Genomic DNA, 16,019 nt, shown 5'->3' with positions numbered 1-16,019 from the left:
CGCCATCCCCCTACTCCATGAGCACAACAAAAGACATTCGCCAGGACATCCAGCTCTTGCGCGTGAACTACCTGCGCGGACCGAACATGTGGACCTATCGGCCCGTGCTGGAAGTCTGGCTGGACCTCGGCGAGCTGGAGGACCACCCCTCCCACCTGCTGCCCGGTTTCAACGACCGGCTCACCGCCGCACTGCCGGCGCTGATCGAGCACCACTGCGGCGTCGGCGAGCGCGGCGGCTTCATCGAGCGGTTGCGTGAGGGCACCTGGATGGGCCATGTGCTGGAGCACATCGTCATCGAGCTGCTGAACCTGGCCGGCATGCCCACCGGCTTCGGCCAGACGCGCTCCACGTCCAAGCGCGGCGTCTACCGCATGGTGTTCCGGGCGCGAGACGAGCAGGTCGCCCGCGCGGCGCTGGCCGAGGGTCATGCGCTGATCATGGCCATGATCAACGACCGGGCATTCGACGTGCCCGCCGCCGTCGCCCGTGTGCGGGACAAGCTGGACGACTGCTACCTCGGCCCGTCGACCGCGGCCATCGTCGCCGCCGCGACGGACCGCCGCATCCCGCACATCCGCCTGAACGACGGCAACCTGGTGCAGCTGGGCCATGGCCAGCGCCAGCGCCGCATCTGGACGGCCGAGACCGACATGACCAGCGCGATCGCCGAAGGCATCGCCGGCGACAAGGACCTGACCAAGACGCTGCTGAAGGCCGTCGGCGTGCCGGTGCCCGAGGGCCAGGAAGTCAAGAGCGCGGCGGCAGCCTGGGAGGCCGCGCAGGACATCGGCCTGCCGGTCGTCATCAAGCCCAGCGATGGCAACCATGGGCGTGGGGTCACGCTCGACATCTCCAACGAGGCCGACTGCGAAGCCGCCTTCAAGCTGGCCGATGCCGAGGGCTCGTCGGTGCTGGTGGAAAGCTACATCCGCGGCAACGAGCACCGCGTGCTCGTTGTCGGCGGCCAGGTCGTGGCGGCCGCGCGCGGCGAGGCGGCCTGGGTGCATGGCGATGGCAAGCAGACCATCGCCGAGCTGGTGGACAGCCAGATCAACACCGACCCGCGCCGTGGTCTGACCGAGGACTTCCCGCTCAACCGCATTGCGCTGGGCGAAGACCCGGTGGTGCTGCTGGACCTGCAGCGCCAGGGTTTCACACCCGATGCCGTGCCGCCCGCCGGCAAGAGCGTGCTGATCCAGCGCAACGGCAACGTCGCGATCGACTGCACGGCGGAGGTCCACCCCGAGGTGGCCCATGCCGTATCGCTGGCCGCCCGCACCGTGGGGCTGGACATCGCCGGCGTTGACCTGGTCACCGAGGACATTGCCAAGCCGCTGCAGGCCACCGGCGGCGCCATCGTCGAAGTCAATGCCGGCCCGGGCCTGCTGATGCACCTGAAGCCAGCCGGCGGCGCTCCGCAGCCCGTGGGTCAGGCCATCATCGACCACCTCTTCGCCGAGGACGAGTCCGGTCGCATCCCCATCGTCGGCGTGGCCGGCTCGCGCGGCGGCAACGTCATCACGCGGCTCGTGGCCTGGCTGCTGCACCTCAATGGCCGCCATGTGGGCCTGGCCTGCCAGGACGGCCTGTTCCTGGGCACCCGCCGTGTCGAGAAGAAGGACAGTGCCCGCTGGGACGCCGCGCACCGGCTGCTGATGAACCGCGGCGTCAACGCCGTCGTCGTCGAGAACAGCCCCGCGTCCATCCTGCGCGACGGCCTGGCCTACGACCGCTGCCAAGTGGGCGTCGTGACCGACCTGGACGGCATCACCCCGCTGGCCGAATTCGACGTGCAGGACGTGGACCAGCTCTACAAGGTGCTGCGCACGCAGGTGGACGTCGTGCTCAGCGACGGCGCCGCAGTGCTGCATGCCGCGCACCCACGCCTCGTCGATATGGCCGAGCTGAGCGATGGCGAAGTCGTGTTCTATGCCGAGGACGGCAGCCTGCCGGCGCTGCAACAGCACCGCGAGCGCGGCGGCCGTGCCGTCTTCCTGCGCGGCGGCGCCGCCGTGCTCGCGCAAGGCCCGGCCGAGACGCCCGGCGCCAACATCGACGCGCTGCTGCGCCGCTTCGGCGCCAGCAACACGGACGCCGCCACGCTGCTGGCCGCCGTCGCCGCCGCCTGGGCGCTGGGCGTGTCGCCCGAACTGATCGCCGCCGGCCTGGACACCTTCGTGCCCGACCTTCATTTGGCCTAACAGAACAAGACCATGGACGTTTCCCGCACCCGCGCTCTGCGCGGCCCCAACATGTGGAGCCGCCACACGGCCATCGAGGCCGTTGTGAACTGCAGCGAGGCCGAGCGCTCGCTGGAGCGCCTGCCGGGCTTCGAGCCCCGGCTGCGCCAGCTCTTCCCCACGATCGGCGAGCTGCGCTCGGACGCGTCGCTGGCCCAAGTGCTGGAGCAGGCCACGCTGGCGCTGCAGGCCCAGGCCGGCTGCCCGGTCACCTTCAGCCAGACGCACATCACGCCCGAAGCCGGCACCTACCAGCTCGTCATCGAGTACAGCGAGGAAGACGTCGGTCGCCTCGCGTTCGAACAGGCGGTCAAGCTGGTCAATGCCGCGCTGGAGGGCGGCGAGTTCGATGCGGACGCCGTGCTTGGCGCGCTGCGCGAGTTGGACGAGGACATCCGCCTCGGCCCCTCGACCGGCTCCATCGTCAACGCCGCACTCGCGCGTGGCATCCCGTACCGCCGCCTGACGCAGGGCAGCCTCGTGCAGTTCGGCTGGGGCGCCAAGCAGCGCCGCATCTGGGCCGCCGAGGTGGACGCGACCAGCGCCGTCAGCGAATCCATCGCACAGGACAAGGACCTGTGCAAGCGCCTGTTGCAGGCCGCCGGCGTGCCGGTGCCCATCGGCCGTCCGGTCGACTCGCCGGACGACGGCTGGGCCGTCGCGCTCGAGATCGGCCTGCCCGTCGTCGTGAAGCCCCAGGACGGCAACCAGGGCAAGGGCGTGACGGTGAACGTCGTCGACCGCGACCATTTCGACATCGCCTACAAGGCCGCCGACGAGGTCGGCAAGGTCATGGTGGAGAAATACCTGCCCGGTGGCGACTACCGGCTGCTGGTCATCGGCGACAAGCTCATCGCCGCGGCGCGCCGCGACCCGCCGCATGTCATCGGCGACGGCGTGCTCACCGTCAAGCAACTGGTCGACAAGGTCAATGCCGACCCGCGCCGCGGTGACGGCCATGCGACGTCGCTGACCAAGATCCGCTTCGACGACATCGCCGTCGCGCGGCTCACGCAGCAGGGACTGAGTCCCGAGTCCGTACCCGACAAGGGCCAGCGCGTCATCCTGCGCAACAACGCCAACCTGTCCACCGGCGGCACCGCCACCGACGTGACGGACGACGTGCATCCCGAGGTGGCCGCCCGCGCCATCGCGGCCGCGCAGGTCGTGGGCCTGCATGTCTGCGGCGTGGACGTGGTCGCAGAAAGCGTGCTGCGGCCGCTGGAGGAGATCAACGGCGGCATCGTCGAGGTCAACGCCGCGCCGGGCCTGCGCATGCACCTGTCGCCCAGCTTCGGCAAGGGCCGCAACGTCGGCGAGGCCATCATCGGCCACCTGTTCGGCACGGGCCCCAAGGCCGAAGACGGCCGCATCCCGGTCGTGGCCGTCACCGGCACCAACGGCAAGACGACGGTGACGCGGCTGATCGCTCACATGTTCGCCAGCTGCGGGCTGAAGGTGGGCATGACCAACACCGATGGCGTTTACGTCGATGGCCGCCAGATCGACAGCGGCGACTGCTCCGGCCCCAAGAGCGCGCGCAACGTGCTGATGCACCCGGACGTGGAAGCCGCCGTGCTGGAGACCGCCCGCGGCGGCATCCTGCGCGAGGGTCTGGGCTTTGACCGCTGCCAGGTCGCCGTCGTCACCAACATCGGCGCGGGCGACCACCTCGGCATGAACTTCCTGCACACCGCGGAAGACATCGTGCTGGTCAAGCGCGTCATCGTGCAGAACGTTGCGCCCACCGGCTACGCCGTGCTGAACGCGGCCGACCCGCTGACCGCGCAGATGGCCGCCGTCTGCCCTGGCCAGGTCATCTACTTCGCCGCCGACCGCCACCATCCGCTGATGGCGACGCACCGCGCGCAGGGCAAGCGCTGCGTTTATGTCGACGGAGACCAGCTCGTCGCCGCGCAAGGCGTCTGGCGCGAGAACATCCCGCTGCGCGACATCCCGCTGACGCGCGGCGGCGTCATCGGCTTCCAGGTGGAGAACGCGATGGCCGCCGTGGCCGCGGCCTGGGGCGTCGGGCTGGACTGGGACACCATCCGCCGTGCCGTGGGCAGCTTCGCCAACGACGCCGACAACGCGCCCGGCCGCTTCAACGTCATGGACTACCGCGGCGCCACGGTGATTGCGGACTACGGCCACAACGGCGACGCGATGAAGGCCCTCGTGGACGCCGTCGCCGCGATGCCCGCGAACAAGCGCGTTGTCGTCATCAGCGGCGCGGGCGACCGCCGCGACGAGGACCTGCGCATCCAGACCGAGATCCTCGGCGATGCGTTCGACGACGTCATCCTCTACGAAGACGCCTGCCAGCGCGGCCGTGCGGCCGGCGAGGTTGTCGCGCTGCTGCGTGCCGGCCTGCAAGGCGCCCGGCGCACGACGCACGTCGAGGAAATCGTCGGTGAGTTCATCGCCATCGACCGCGCGCTGGCCCGCCTGCAGCCCGGCGACCTGTGCCTGGTGCTCGTAGACCAGGTGGAAGAAGCGCTGGCTCACCTGGGCAAGCGCATCGCCGAGGCGTGAACCAGCGACCGGGCGCCACGGCGCCCGGTCGGCGACATCTCCCCGGCAGGCCCACGGGCATGCCGGCCGTTTCGGTGGCGGCGCACCCAATCCTTAGACTGGCCGCATGACCCTTGAATCCCGAGCCTGCAGGCGATGAGTCGCCCGCGCCACCACCGCCAGGGCGGCTTCCAGAACAACTACGGCGATTTCGAGGCCAAGTCGCTCGCCGATGTGCTGCGCTGGCGCTGGACGGCCACTCGCCAGGGTCTGCCGAAACGGCCGGTCGAACCCATCCCGACCATGGCGCCCGACCTGGCCTTCCTGCAGGCCAACCGCGGCACGGCCCAGCAGCCCGCCGTCACATGGATCGGCCACGCCACCGTGCTGGCGCAGCTCGGGGGCTTGAGTCTGCTGACCGACCCGATCTTCTCGGAGCGCGCCTCGCCGCTGTCCTTCGTCGGGCCGCGTCGCGAGCAGCCACCCGGCGTCGCGCTCGCGGCGCTGCCGCATGTGGACCTCGTGCTCGTCTCGCACAACCACTACGACCACCTGGACCTGCCTACCTGCCGCGCGCTTGCCGCGCAGGCGGGTGGCAGCCCGCTATTCGTCGTGCCGCTGGGCCTGCAGCGCTGGTTCCAGACCCGCGGCATCGCCCGCGTCGTAGAACTGGACTGGTGGCAAGGCCATCACCACGACGGCGTGGACGTGCAGCTCGTGCCGGCCCAGCACTGGTCGGCCCGCGGCATCCACGACCGCATGAAGACGCTGTGGGGCGGCTTCGCCGTGTTCGCGCCGGAATGCCACCTGTTTTTCGCCGGCGACACCGGCTACTCGCGCGACTTCGCCGACATCCGCGAACGCCTGTCCCACCGCCAGGCCGACGGCGGCTTCGACATCGCGCTCATTCCGATTGGCGCCTACGAGCCGCGCTGGTTCATGAAGGAGCAGCACGTCAACGTCGAGGAGGCGTTGAACATCCACGCCGACCTGGGCGCCAAGCGGTCGCTGGGCGTGCACTGGGGCACCTTCGAGCTGACTGACGAACCGCTGGACGAGCCGCCGCGCCAGCTGCGGCGTCAACGCGCCGAACGCGGCGGGACCGAGAACGACTTCTTCACGCTGGCCATCGGCGAGACGCGGCGCATCCCGCCGCGGCGCTGACCAGCTATCTGCCAGCCGCTGCCGACGCCGGAGGCGCCACGACCTTCGGTTGGCTCACGGTCACCTGCTGAGTGACCGGCCGGATGGACCGGTACGCCGAGCGTTCCACCGATTCGACCAGCTTGCCGATCAGCGCGGTGCCGTTCATCTGGCTGCCGACGTCCAGCGCCGTGGAGTCAGGATCGGCGTACTTGGTGTGGTCGACATGGCGCTCGCGCTTGATGAGGGCCATCGACTTGGCATCAAAGCTCAAGCGCTCGAAGACCATGTAGGGCGCCACGAAGGTCGAGGCGTGCGCCGTTTCTCCAGTGCGGGGGTTGACGGTGCGGTAGTCGCCGTCGGCCTCGCTCGTGACCATGCCGGCCGACTCGCCGTTCGCCATGCCGTCCATGTCGAAGTCCTGAGGCGCCAGCGGCTGCACATAAATGCCGATGCCACCAAGCTTGGAGCCCAGGCCCTGCGTTTCCAGGTCGCTGTATGCCGGCACGATCACTTCGATCCGGTCCCAGCCCTGCCGCTCCGGCAGGCCGCTCAGGTGCTGGACGAGTGCCGAGATCACGATGTCCTGACGCGCACTGCCGCTCGCCTTGGCGAGCTTGTCCGCCACATCGGCGGGCATTTCCCATTGCAGGAGGACATGGCGGGCATCCGGCTCGTCGTCCGTCAGGGCCTTGTCGAGCCCGCGTAGCACGGCGTAGTTCAGCGCCTGTCCGGACACCTGCAGCGTCTTGCGCCGGTAGGGCTCGATACGACCGCTCGATAACTTGAGCTGGCGCACCACGTCCACGCGGTCGCCGATGGCGGCGACCAGGGCGACGGTCTGCGGCGTCGACGGCGCATCGGGCGCCGCGACGGCCGCGAGCGGCAGAACCAGGGCGAGCAGAGCGGTCAGCCTCACGGGTGCCTCCGGATCACTTCAGCGTCTGATTGAGCACCGCAGCCAGGCGCTCGGCGGCCGTTCGGATTTGCGCTTCGGCATAGGGACGCTTGGCGTCGAGATACGCACCGCCGAGCTTGTGCTGCCATTGCCCGTCTTCGTCGCGCGGATACAGGCCTTGCGCGTCGATGCCCTTGCAGGATTCGACGGCCCAGACCGCCGGGCTGCCCAGGGCCTCCGGCGAGATCGGCGCCACGCCGCCCTGCCGCAGCTGGTTGGCGTACTTCTCGGGCGACAGGATGGCCGATTCGAGCTCGTAGTAGTCCCAGACCGAATGCAAATTGGTGGGCGTGGGTGCGCCCGGGGCAGCACGCTTGGCGCTGTAGGAAGGCGGCGCAACGGCGGTGCGCAGGCTGACCTGGTACTTGTTGCCACCCGCGTCGTCGCCGCCCTCGGCCATGTGGCGCGCACCGGCGTGCAACGGCTGGTGCACGTCACCGATGAAGTGGACGAGGAACTTCAGCGCATCGCGACGCACCTCGGGCGGCTGCGCGACGTCGGCCAGGATCTGCCGCTGCGCGTCGATGGCCGCGATCACGCAGTTGCCGTCGGGGCAGTCACGCGGCGGCTGGTAGTCGCAGCGTTCGGGGTCGAGGTCCACGTAGTGCCACTTGGCGGTCTTCCTGGCGAGGCCCGCATCGCTGCCGCGCAGCTCGTCGGCCCAGGACGCCACGCCGGCGAGCGTCGGGTTGGGCTCGCCCTGCAGCAGTTGGGCGACCTGCTGCTGCGCAGCCGGCGTGAGCAGGGGCTGCGCCAGCTCGCCGACCAGCCAGTGGCCGAGGTGGCTCCAGGCAAAGGCGGTGGGCGTGGTGGCGAGGGCAGTCGCAGCGGAGAGGGCGATCAGGGTGCGGCGGAGCCGCTGGCGAGAGAAGGTCATGTTCATGCAGTCCAAATGGAACAGCCCTGTCGCAAAGGCAGGGCTGCATGTCCAGCACAAAGGGGCCGGCAGACGCCCGCCCCCGAGCAATGGGTTTCAGCGACTGCCGAGTCCGGTCAGGTTGTCCGAGTCGAGAACGTCGTACTCCCCGGTCGGGTCCCACCAAGGATCAGCCGCCGTTGCCGTCGGCACGCTGCCCTTGCCGATGCCGGCCTTGCGATGCAGCGTGTGCCTGATGGCCGGCGTCGCCGTACCGCCCCAGCTCGCACCCGTCGTGGGACGCTTGCCCAGCACGCCGAAGCTGTCGATCACCGTGCAGCTCGTCACGCCAGACGTGTCGCGAGCGCAGGCGCGCGGTGCTACGCCCGTATCGGCCGTGGCGGACTTCAGCAGCAGCACCACGTCGTCGCCATTGAAGGCGGTCACGTCGAAGGTGAGGGTCGGGTTGTCGTTGCGACCGCTGATCGAGCCAGCGACCGACGTGAGGCCCGTCAGGGCAGCCTGGTAGTTCACGATCAGCTGCGTGGCACCGGGGGCCAGCGTGCCGCTCAGGTGCAGCGCTGCCGTCGGCGTCGCTCCCGTCGCGACGGGGGTGGTGTAGGCCGGGCCACGGCCGTTCGACCAAAGTTCCACCACGTAGGAGCTCAGATTGACGGCATGTCCGGTCGGGTTGTAGATCTCCAGCGCCTTGTTGTTGCCGGAGCCCGAGATGTATCGGTTGATGAACAACTCGGGCGTGTCGATCGTGATGCTGCCGCTCTTGACCACCGGCTTGCTGCCGGCCGGGCCGGTCAGCGTCATGCCGATGGTGTAGCTGCCGGTGGCCGCATAGGTATGCGTCAGGCTCGTCGAGTTGACGTCGGCGATATCGGTCGTGAGGTCTCCCCAGTCCACCGCCAGCACCGTGCCATTGGTGGCCGTGATGCCGGTGATGGTGACCGCCGTTCCCGTCACGCCGCTGGTGGGCAGCGTGGCGCTGAGTGCCAGCACGGCCGGGTCGACGATCGTCACGCCGCCCTTCTGCTCGGCCGAGCTGCCGTTGTTGCCAGTCAGCACCATGTCGATGGCGTAGCTGCCTGACGTGGCGTAGGTGTGAGTCAGGCTCGTCGAGCTGGTCGCCGGCGTCTCCTTCACACCGTCGCCCCAGTCAACCGACAGCGCCGTGCCGTTGGCAGCGGCGACGCCCGTGACGGTGTACGGCACACCCGCCGTGCCGGTAGCCGGCAGCGTGGCGGTTAGCGTCGGCGCCGGGCCGACGACGACGGTGCCCGTCTTTTCAACGGCCGGCCCCCAGCCGAGGACCGCCAGTTCGATCGTGCACGAGCCGGCCTTCACGCAGGTCGCGGTCGAGGCATAGGTGTGCGTCAAGCTGGTCGGAACGGCCGCAGGGGCGTCCTGCGTGCCATCACCCCAGTCCACGGTCAGGGCCGTGGTGTTGGTCGTCGTGATGCCGGAAATGGTGACCGGCACGCCGGCCGTTGCCGTCGTCGGCAGCGTTGCGGACAGCGTGGGCGGCAGGTGGGTGTCACCACCGTCTCCACCACCGCCGCACCCGGCCATCGCAGCCAGCACCATCGCTGCCGCACTGGCCATCCAGAAATTGATCTTCTTCATGAAGGGATTCCTTACCTCACCGGCGATGTCGCCGGCACATGTTGGGTCTGCCCCGGCGCATGCGGGCCGGGAGCGTGGTCTGACGGAGGGCCTCAGTTGAACGACGCGCTGAGGCTGAGCATCACGGCGCGCGGAGCCAGCAGGTTGTAGGTCGAGGCGCTGGCGTACAAGGCCTTGCCCGTGTTCGAGTCGATCAACTGGCCCGCACCCGACGGGTTGTTGGACAGGAAGTTGGTGGCGCTCGCGAAGGTCACGGCCTTCTTGTTCGTCAGGTTGGTCACGTTGAGCTTCAGCTTGACCTTGTGCGCCCACGAGGCCACGTCGCCGAAGTTCCAGCCCGTGTTGAGATTCACCGTGGCGTAGCCGGGCGCCTTTTCGGTATTTACCCAGTCCGCCCAGAACTCGCTGCGGTACTTGGCGTTGACGCTCATGAAGAACGGGCCGTTGCGGTAGTTAACGCCGAGCGCGAAGGTGTTCTTCGGGATGTCCACGAAGGACTTGCCCGCGGTGGGATAGGTGCCGTCGCCGAGCGCGAAGGTGTCGTCCATGATGGTCGACTTGGTATGCGCATACGACGCGTACAGGCTCAGGCTACGGCTCACCTTGTAGGCGCCCTCGGCGTTGATGCCGCGCTGACGCAGCTTCGGCACGGCCAGGTACACGGTCTGGTTGCTGGCGCTGTCGTAGCCGTTGACCTGCTTGTTCTTCAGGTCAGAGGCATAGATGTCGACGCTGCCCGAGAAGGCGCCGTGGTAGTAACGCCACCCCATATCCACCGTGTCGGCCGTCTCCGGCTGGTTGACGGCCAGCTTTTCCAGCGCTGCGCGCAATTGCGCCGGCGTGTAGCCGCTGAAGGCCACCTCGTCCGGGTTCTGCTCGTAGAACGCTAGCACCGCGTCGCTTTGCGTGACGACACCGTTGACGGGTGCGCGGAAGCTGCGTCCGTAGCCCAGGAAGAACTGGTTGGCCTTGTCGTACTGGAATTTCACGCCCGCCGAAGGGGTGAACTTGTTCCAGGTGTGCGAGCTGCTGCCGCCGAACTGGTTGGTGTAGGCCAGGCTCGCGGCCGCCGCATGCGCGCCGTAGTGCTGGTAGCCGTAGCCCGCACGTTCGACGCTGGTGTAGGCGCCCGCCAGCGTCACCGTCCACTGGCTGTTCGGCGTCCACTCGTTGCTGATGAAGGCGCGCTTGAGCGTGGTGGTGGTGTAGTTGAGGTAGTTGTATTGCGGCCCGCCGCCGTCGACGTAGCTGATGAGGTTGCTGCCGCCCCAGATGTCGAGCGGGTTGCCGTCGGCGTCCACCTTGGAGTAGTTCTGACTCTGCTCCTGGCGCGGGCGGTCGAACCAGACGCCGTAGGTCAGCGTGTCGGTGTCGCCGAAGTCCTGGATCAGCTTGGCGAGCACGCCGGGACGCCAGGTCTGCGAGCCGCTGTAGCTGTAAGTCATCACCTTCTTGCCGTTGGTGACGGCGCCGTCGCCGTCCAGGTCGAAGTTGACGTAGCTGAAGCGGCCGACATTGCCGGGCGTCGTGTTCTCGGTGAAGGTGTAGCCAGAACCCCCGCCGCCGGAACCGTACTGGAAATATGGGATTACGGTCAGGTGCAGGGACGGGGTCAGCGTGAACTCGCCGTCCAGGCTCAGCATGTAGTCCTTGAACGGGTTGACGTGCAGCTTGTAGTAGGCGGTATTGGTCGCTGTGTAGGCGGTGTCGTAGTTGGCGTAGTAGTCCGCCACGGACGCCGCTTGCGTGATGAACTGATAGCCGCCGGTGCGAATCAGGTGGTTGTATTGCAGCGATGCCGAGATCGAGTTGTCACTGTCGATGGTCCAGACCGACTTGCCGTCCACCTTCCAGACCTGCGCGTTCCCTTTGCCGCGCCAGACGTCCGTGCTGTTGTGGGAGTAGGACAGCCACGAACGAACCGGGCCGATGTCTCCGGTCTGCACGCGCATGAACTCACGCTGATAGTTGCGACTGCCCCCGGAGAGCGTGGTGTCGACGCTGAACTTGTGCGAGGGATCGATGGTGGACCACGCGATCGAGCCGCCCGCCGCCCCCGCCACCGCCTGGTCCACGTCCGGATAGCCGTGCAGCACGGTGATGTCGTTCATGTTCTCCGTGTCGCCGTACTCCGTCGGGTAGACGCGGTAGTTGCCGCTGTCGTTGACCGGCGCGCCGTTCACCGTGACGCCGATCTGGTCGTTGGTGAAGCCGCGGATCTGGTAGTTGGCGTCGAACAGGCCGCTCGGATCGTCGGTGATGGCGACGACGCCGGGGATGGTGTCGATCAGCTGGGCGTAGGTCGCGCTCGGAGCCGCTTCCTCGATGGCGGCACGGGTGATGGTGGAAACCGCCTTGGGCGCGACCTGCACGGACATCAGGCCGCCACCGAGCTGCTGGCGCCCCTCGACGGTGACTTTCTCGAGCGAGTTGATCGTGGCCTTGGTGGCGTTGGCATTCGTCGTGTTCGACGTAGTCGACGCATTGGCGCGCTGGGCCGTCGTGTCGCCGGGAGCTGCCTTTTTCTGCGCTGCCGCCTTGTCCTTGTCGGCGTCGTTCGCTGTTTGTGCTTGCGCTGCCGTCGCGGACACCATGGCCGTCACCGCCACGCTGAGCGTCGTGAGGGCGAACCGGCCCAATTTCTGATGAATCATCCCAATCACTCCAATTAAGCGCGCAGCGCTTCGTCGCAAAAAACCGCCCCGACCGGGCAGGCACGCCATTCGTACTACTTAGTAAATTATTTGGAGTTTTAATGACAGCTGCCACTGCGGCGAATACGGATGGCGCGCGATGTTGTGGATTTGTCGCAAGGCACCAACCGGAAACAAAACTTCACGAACAGTCGTCAGCGACACATGCTGATCAGCGATACGGGACTAGTCATACGGTGCCGTCCTGCGAAATGGCCGGTTGGCGAGCGGTGGCGGCTCCACGCCCGGTAGCTAGCGACTCGCCGGACAGCGGAAGCCGCTCATCAGCAGCCAAGGGCGCGCTGAGTCAGCACCACCCGCTTGGTAGACATGCTTCAGAAGGCGGCGTTTGAAGCCCCGATTGATAGGTCGGTTCTGCGCATTGATATCACAGGCGCAATTAACGCAAATCCGGGCGAGTCAGACGCCGCCGCACCTATATTGCTCAGCCTCGCGTGCTGACCGCATTCTTATTGTGCGGTTTGCATATTTATCGTGCGCGCGCATGACTATTGCGTGGCCTGCATATTTGCAGTACGACCCGCCCCTTATCGGGCGGCCGGTTTTTGTTGATGGGTCCACGGCGCCTGCCCTGGTCCGGGGCAGGGCATTGAACACACGGGCCATCAGCCAGACCAGGCGCGTGCCACAGCGCAGCTGACGAACCTCTGACGATCCCGCGGCCCCTGCGGGCGCGCTGACGCCCACGCGCAAGCTCGGCGAAACACGGTGTCATGGCGGCGGCCTAGTCTCGGCGGATGCGCTTTTCGAACCTTGCGGCGACATTCCGCCGCCTCCCTGACGGGTGGCCGCTCGCCCTGCTGGCCGTGTGGCTCACCGCCCTGGCCGGGTGGCGGCCCGTGGCCCTGCCCGACGAAGGCCGCTACGGCGGCGTGGCCTACGAGATGCTGTCGGGCGACGGGCTCACGCCCACGCTCTTCGGCCTGCCCTACTTCCACAAGCCGCCGCTGATGTACTGGGTTGACATGGCGGCGATGCACCTGCTGGGGCCCTCGCCGCTGGCGCTGCGGGCCGCGCCGCTGCTGGGCGCCTGGCTGCTGGGACTGGCTCTGTGGATCGAGGCGCGCGCGGCCGACGGCCCCGGCAACGCGCGGCGCGCGCTGGCTTGGTTGGCCGTGCTGCCGCTGTTCTACCTGGGCGGCCAGTACGCCAACCATGACATGCTCGTCGCCGGCTGGATCTCGCTGGCCGTCGTCGCGGCGCGGCGCGCGTTCGCCGGCGGCGGGCACCGACTGGCCTGGCTGTGCGGCGCCTGGGCGGCGATGGGGCTGGGCCTGCTGTCCAAGGGGCTGATCGGCGTCGTACTGCCCGGCCTCATCGTCCTGCCCGGCCTGCTGCGCGAGCGCCGATGGACAGACCTGCGCCTCGCGCTGCATCCGCTCGGGCTGACCGTGTTCGCCGCCGTCGCGCTGCCGTGGATGCTGGCGATGCAACAGCGCTACCCGGGCTTCTTCGACTACTTCATCGTCGAGCAGCACTTCCACCGCTACACCGAGGGCCGCTTCAACAACGCCCACCCGTTCTGGTTTTACCTGGTCGTGCTGCCGCTGGGCACGTTGCCGGCGAGCCTGCGGTTGTGGCCGGCGCTACGGCGCGGCGGCTTCGCGCTGTGGTGGATCGTCGTCATCGTCGGCTTCTTCTCGCTGCCGCGCTCCAAGCTCGTCGGCTACGTGCTGCCGGCGCTGCTGCCGCTGGCACTGATGCTGGCCGAAGCCTGGCGCGACCGGCGAGGCGAGCGCTGGGCCTGGGCCGCAGGCGCACTGCTCTGCGCAGGGCTGGTGCCGGCGCTGGCGCACTGGGGGGCGCCGGACCACGCCGACCTCGGCGCCGCGCTGCGCCAGCGCATGGCGCCGGGCGACCGGGTGCTGCTGGCAGGCGAGCCGTTCTTCGACCTGCGGCTGCAGGCGCAGCTGGCCGCACCACCGGCCGTGCTGGGCAACTGGGACCGGCCGGAGCCGCGCGACAACTGGCGGCGCGAGCTGGCCGATGCCGCCCGCTTCGACCCGTTGCGCGGCGAGCAGGTGCTGTGGACACCTGCACGACTGGCACGCGAGCGCTGCCAGCCGGGCCGCATCTGGCTGCTGGCCACCCCGCGCGACGAGCTGCCTGACGCGCGGCCCGTGTTCACCGGCCGGCGCGCGACGCTGTTCGAGCTGCCGCGGCCGGCGCAGTGCCCGCAGCCGGTCAGCCCAGGCTGACGCCGGCGGCAGCCAGATCGTCGGCGAACGCGCTGCTGGCGAGGTAGGCGTGCTCGCGGGTGCGCGCCGCGGCGATGGGGTCGCCCGCATCCGCTTCGCCCAGCGCCGGGTGGCAGAACAGCAGCGCGCCGTCCGGCACCCGGGCCAGCCAGCGCTGCACCAGCACTCGGTAGTCGGCGCGGGGGTCGAATCCGTAGACGCCCACCAGCGCCGGCGCATGCGCGATGCCGTCGGACCGCAGCGCGCCGGCCAGCGCACGGCCGCCGCAGGCTTCAATGATGCGGCGCTTGGCGGCGAACCCCGGCCCCACGACGTGGCCGGTGTTGCGCACCGGTACGCCGAGGCGCCGCGCCGCGGCCAGCACCAGCGGGCGCATGCCGGGCAGCGCGTGCACATGCTGATGGCCGTCGATGAAGGCCGGCACGCGGCCGGTCACGTCGATGAAGCGCTGCAGCTGCGCGTCGAACTCGCCGGCCACCGCGGCCGGCAAGCGGCCGGCGAAGGCCCGGGCGAGCAGCACGCCCAGCGCCGGAAAGCGCGGCCATTCGTCACGCAACGCGGCGCTCAGCGGCTCGCCCTCGGTCAGGTTGACATGTAGGCCGGCCGCGGCGCCGCAGCCCTGCAGTGAGGCGCCCGCCTCACGCCAGCGCGGCAGCGTCACGAGGCAGCTCAGCGCCGTGATGCGCCGCTGCGCCACCAGCGCGAGGATGCCGCGGTCGATCGCCGGGCCCAGGCCGTAGTCGTCCGCACAGACGGCCAGCCGCCGCGGCGCCGTCATGCCGGGTTGCCGGTGTCCTGCGCCACCAGGTAGACCGGCCGCTGCTTGACCTCGTCGAAGATGCGACCGACGTACTCGCCGATGATGCCGATGGACAGTAGCTGCACGCCGCTGAAGAACATCAGCCCGACGACCAGCGTGGGCCAGCCGGGCAGCGGATGGCCGTAGAGCAGGTGCTCGACGACGATCCACAGGCCGTAGGCCAGCGCGACGACGGCGATGGCGCCGCCCAGGGCGCTCCAAATGCGCAACGGCAGGTTGCTGAACGCCGTCACGCCGGTGAAGGCCAGCCGCAGCAGCCCGCGCGACGAGAAGTGACTGCGGCCACTGGTGCGCGGCAGCGGCTCGTAGGGCAGGAACTCGGTGCGGAAGCCCACCCACGCATACAGCCCCTTCATGAAGCGGTTGCGTTCCGGCAAGGCGTTCAGTGCCTGCACGACGCGGCGGTCCAGCAGCCGGAAGTCGCCCGCGTCGGGCGGAATCCGCGTGCGCGTCGAGGCGTTGACGACGCCGTAGAACAGCCGCGTGCCCCAGCGCTTCAGCGGCCCTTCCTCGTCGCGATGCGCGCGCACGGCGCAGGCCATGTCCGCGCCGCGCATCCAGGCCTGGTGCATCTGCGCGATGAGGTCGGGGGCATGCTGGCCGTCGGCATCCATCAGCAGCACGCAGTCGGCATCTGCCAGCGCTAGGCCGGCCGTCAACGCGGCCTCCTTGCCGAAGTTGCGCGACAGCTTCACATAGCGCAGCGGCAGGCCTGCGGCGATGGCGGCCTGCGCGACGGCGGCGGTGTCGTCACTGCTGCCGTCGTCGATGAGGAGCAGCCGCCAGTGCGGCGTCAGCGCGGGCAGCACGCCACGCAGGCGGGCGAACAGGGCCGGCAGGTTGGCCGCCTCGTTGAACGCGGGCAGTACCACGTCGAGGCTGGCATTCGGCAGGCGTCGGGACATGGCGTCATTCTGCGGACGCGATGTGACACGCCG

10 protein-coding genes are annotated in these 16,019 nt (G+C 68.9%); 4 read left to right on the top strand and 6 right to left on the bottom strand.

The genetic code is table 11. The features are described 5' to 3' along the window. Positions 1-17: 17 nt before the first annotated feature. From LXT13_RS06455 to LXT13_RS06445, 3 genes are all read left to right on the top strand, one after another. Positions 18-2,204 (top strand): cyanophycin synthetase, encoded by a 2,187-nt coding sequence (locus LXT13_RS06455; RefSeq protein WP_233370933.1) that lies wholly within the window; start codon positions 18-20, stop codon positions 2,202-2,204. Positions 2,205-2,216: 12 nt separating this feature from the next. Next, entirely contained in the window at positions 2,217-4,778 is a 2,562-nt protein-coding gene (gene cphA, locus LXT13_RS06450; protein WP_233370931.1) for a cyanophycin synthetase, read from the top strand. 135 nt (positions 4,779-4,913) lie between these two features. Continuing rightward, the gene (locus LXT13_RS06445; RefSeq protein WP_233370929.1) at positions 4,914-5,921 is read left to right on the top strand and encodes an MBL fold metallo-hydrolase; all 1,008 of its coding nucleotides are present in this window, start codon (positions 4,914-4,916) and stop codon (positions 5,919-5,921) included. 4 nt (positions 5,922-5,925) lie between these two features. On the opposite strand, the gene LXT13_RS06440 is transcribed toward LXT13_RS06445, so the two are convergent. The 4 genes from LXT13_RS06440 to LXT13_RS06425 all read right to left on the bottom strand — a co-directional run bounded on the left by LXT13_RS06440 (position 5,926) and on the right by LXT13_RS06425 (position 12,003). Next, the gene (locus LXT13_RS06440; RefSeq protein ID WP_233370927.1) at positions 5,926-6,819 is read right to left on the bottom strand and encodes a hypothetical protein; all 894 of its coding nucleotides are present in this window, start codon (positions 6,817-6,819) and stop codon (positions 5,926-5,928) included. Between the two features lie 13 nt (positions 6,820-6,832). Continuing rightward, a complete protein-coding gene (locus tag LXT13_RS06435; protein WP_233370926.1) occupies positions 6,833-7,735 on the bottom strand; it encodes a S1/P1 nuclease in 903 nt (300 codons plus the stop codon). A 96-nt stretch (positions 7,736-7,831) separates the two neighbouring features. Then, positions 7,832-9,349: a lamin tail domain-containing protein gene (locus LXT13_RS06430; protein ID WP_233370924.1), complete on the bottom strand. Its 1,518-nt coding sequence runs from the start codon at positions 9,347-9,349 to the stop codon at positions 7,832-7,834. A gap of 92 nt (positions 9,350-9,441) precedes the next feature. Continuing rightward, a complete protein-coding gene (locus tag LXT13_RS06425) occupies positions 9,442-12,003 on the bottom strand; it encodes a TonB-dependent receptor (protein ID WP_233370922.1) in 2,562 nt (853 codons plus the stop codon). 866 nt (positions 12,004-12,869) lie between these two features. Between LXT13_RS06425 and LXT13_RS06420 the strand changes: the two genes are divergently transcribed. Continuing rightward, on the top strand, positions 12,870-14,261 hold the full coding sequence (locus tag LXT13_RS06420; protein WP_233370920.1) for an ArnT family glycosyltransferase: 1,392 nt from the start codon (positions 12,870-12,872) through the stop codon (positions 14,259-14,261). Here LXT13_RS06420 and LXT13_RS06415 read toward each other — a convergent pair. Together LXT13_RS06415 and LXT13_RS06410 are read right to left on the bottom strand one after the other, a co-directional pair. After that, positions 14,248-15,039, bottom strand: coding sequence for a ChbG/HpnK family deacetylase (locus LXT13_RS06415; protein ID WP_233370918.1), 792 nt, complete (start codon positions 15,037-15,039; stop codon positions 14,248-14,250). The two genes, LXT13_RS06420 and LXT13_RS06415, sit on opposite strands and share 14 nt — an antisense overlap. Next, positions 15,036-15,986, bottom strand: coding sequence for a glycosyltransferase family 2 protein (locus LXT13_RS06410; protein WP_233370917.1), 951 nt, complete (start codon positions 15,984-15,986; stop codon positions 15,036-15,038). The genes LXT13_RS06415 and LXT13_RS06410 overlap by 4 nt, the downstream gene beginning before the upstream one ends. Positions 15,987-16,019: the final 33 nt, after the last annotated feature.

This window comes from Pelomonas cellulosilytica, from assembly GCF_021353265.1.
Classification (GTDB): domain Bacteria; phylum Pseudomonadota; class Gammaproteobacteria; order Burkholderiales; family Burkholderiaceae_C; genus Pelomonas; species Pelomonas cellulosilytica.
Note: the sequence above shows the minus strand (reverse complement) of the source record. Positions and strands in the feature narration are given on the sequence as shown.

What these genes read in the sequence shown, in the direction of transcription:
- LXT13_RS06455 (WP_233370933.1), top strand. Translation starts at nt 18, where the DNA reads ATGAGCACAACAAAAGACATTCGCCAGGACATCCAGCTCTTGCGCGTG.
- cphA (WP_233370931.1), top strand. Translation starts at nt 2,217, where the DNA reads ATGGACGTTTCCCGCACCCGCGCTCTGCGCGGCCCCAACATGTGGAGC.
- LXT13_RS06445 (WP_233370929.1), top strand. Translation starts at nt 4,914, where the DNA reads ATGAGTCGCCCGCGCCACCACCGCCAGGGCGGCTTCCAGAACAACTAC.
- LXT13_RS06435 (WP_233370926.1), bottom strand. Translation starts at nt 7,735, where the DNA reads ATGACCTTCTCTCGCCAGCGGCTCCGCCGCACCCTGATCGCCCTCTCC.
- LXT13_RS06430 (WP_233370924.1), bottom strand. Translation starts at nt 9,349, where the DNA reads ATGAAGAAGATCAATTTCTGGATGGCCAGTGCGGCAGCGATGGTGCTG.
- LXT13_RS06425 (WP_233370922.1), bottom strand. Translation starts at nt 12,003, where the DNA reads ATGATTCATCAGAAATTGGGCCGGTTCGCCCTCACGACGCTCAGCGTG.
- LXT13_RS06415 (WP_233370918.1), bottom strand. Translation starts at nt 15,039, where the DNA reads ATGACGGCGCCGCGGCGGCTGGCCGTCTGTGCGGACGACTACGGCCTG.
- LXT13_RS06410 (WP_233370917.1), bottom strand. Translation starts at nt 15,986, where the DNA reads ATGTCCCGACGCCTGCCGAATGCCAGCCTCGACGTGGTACTGCCCGCG.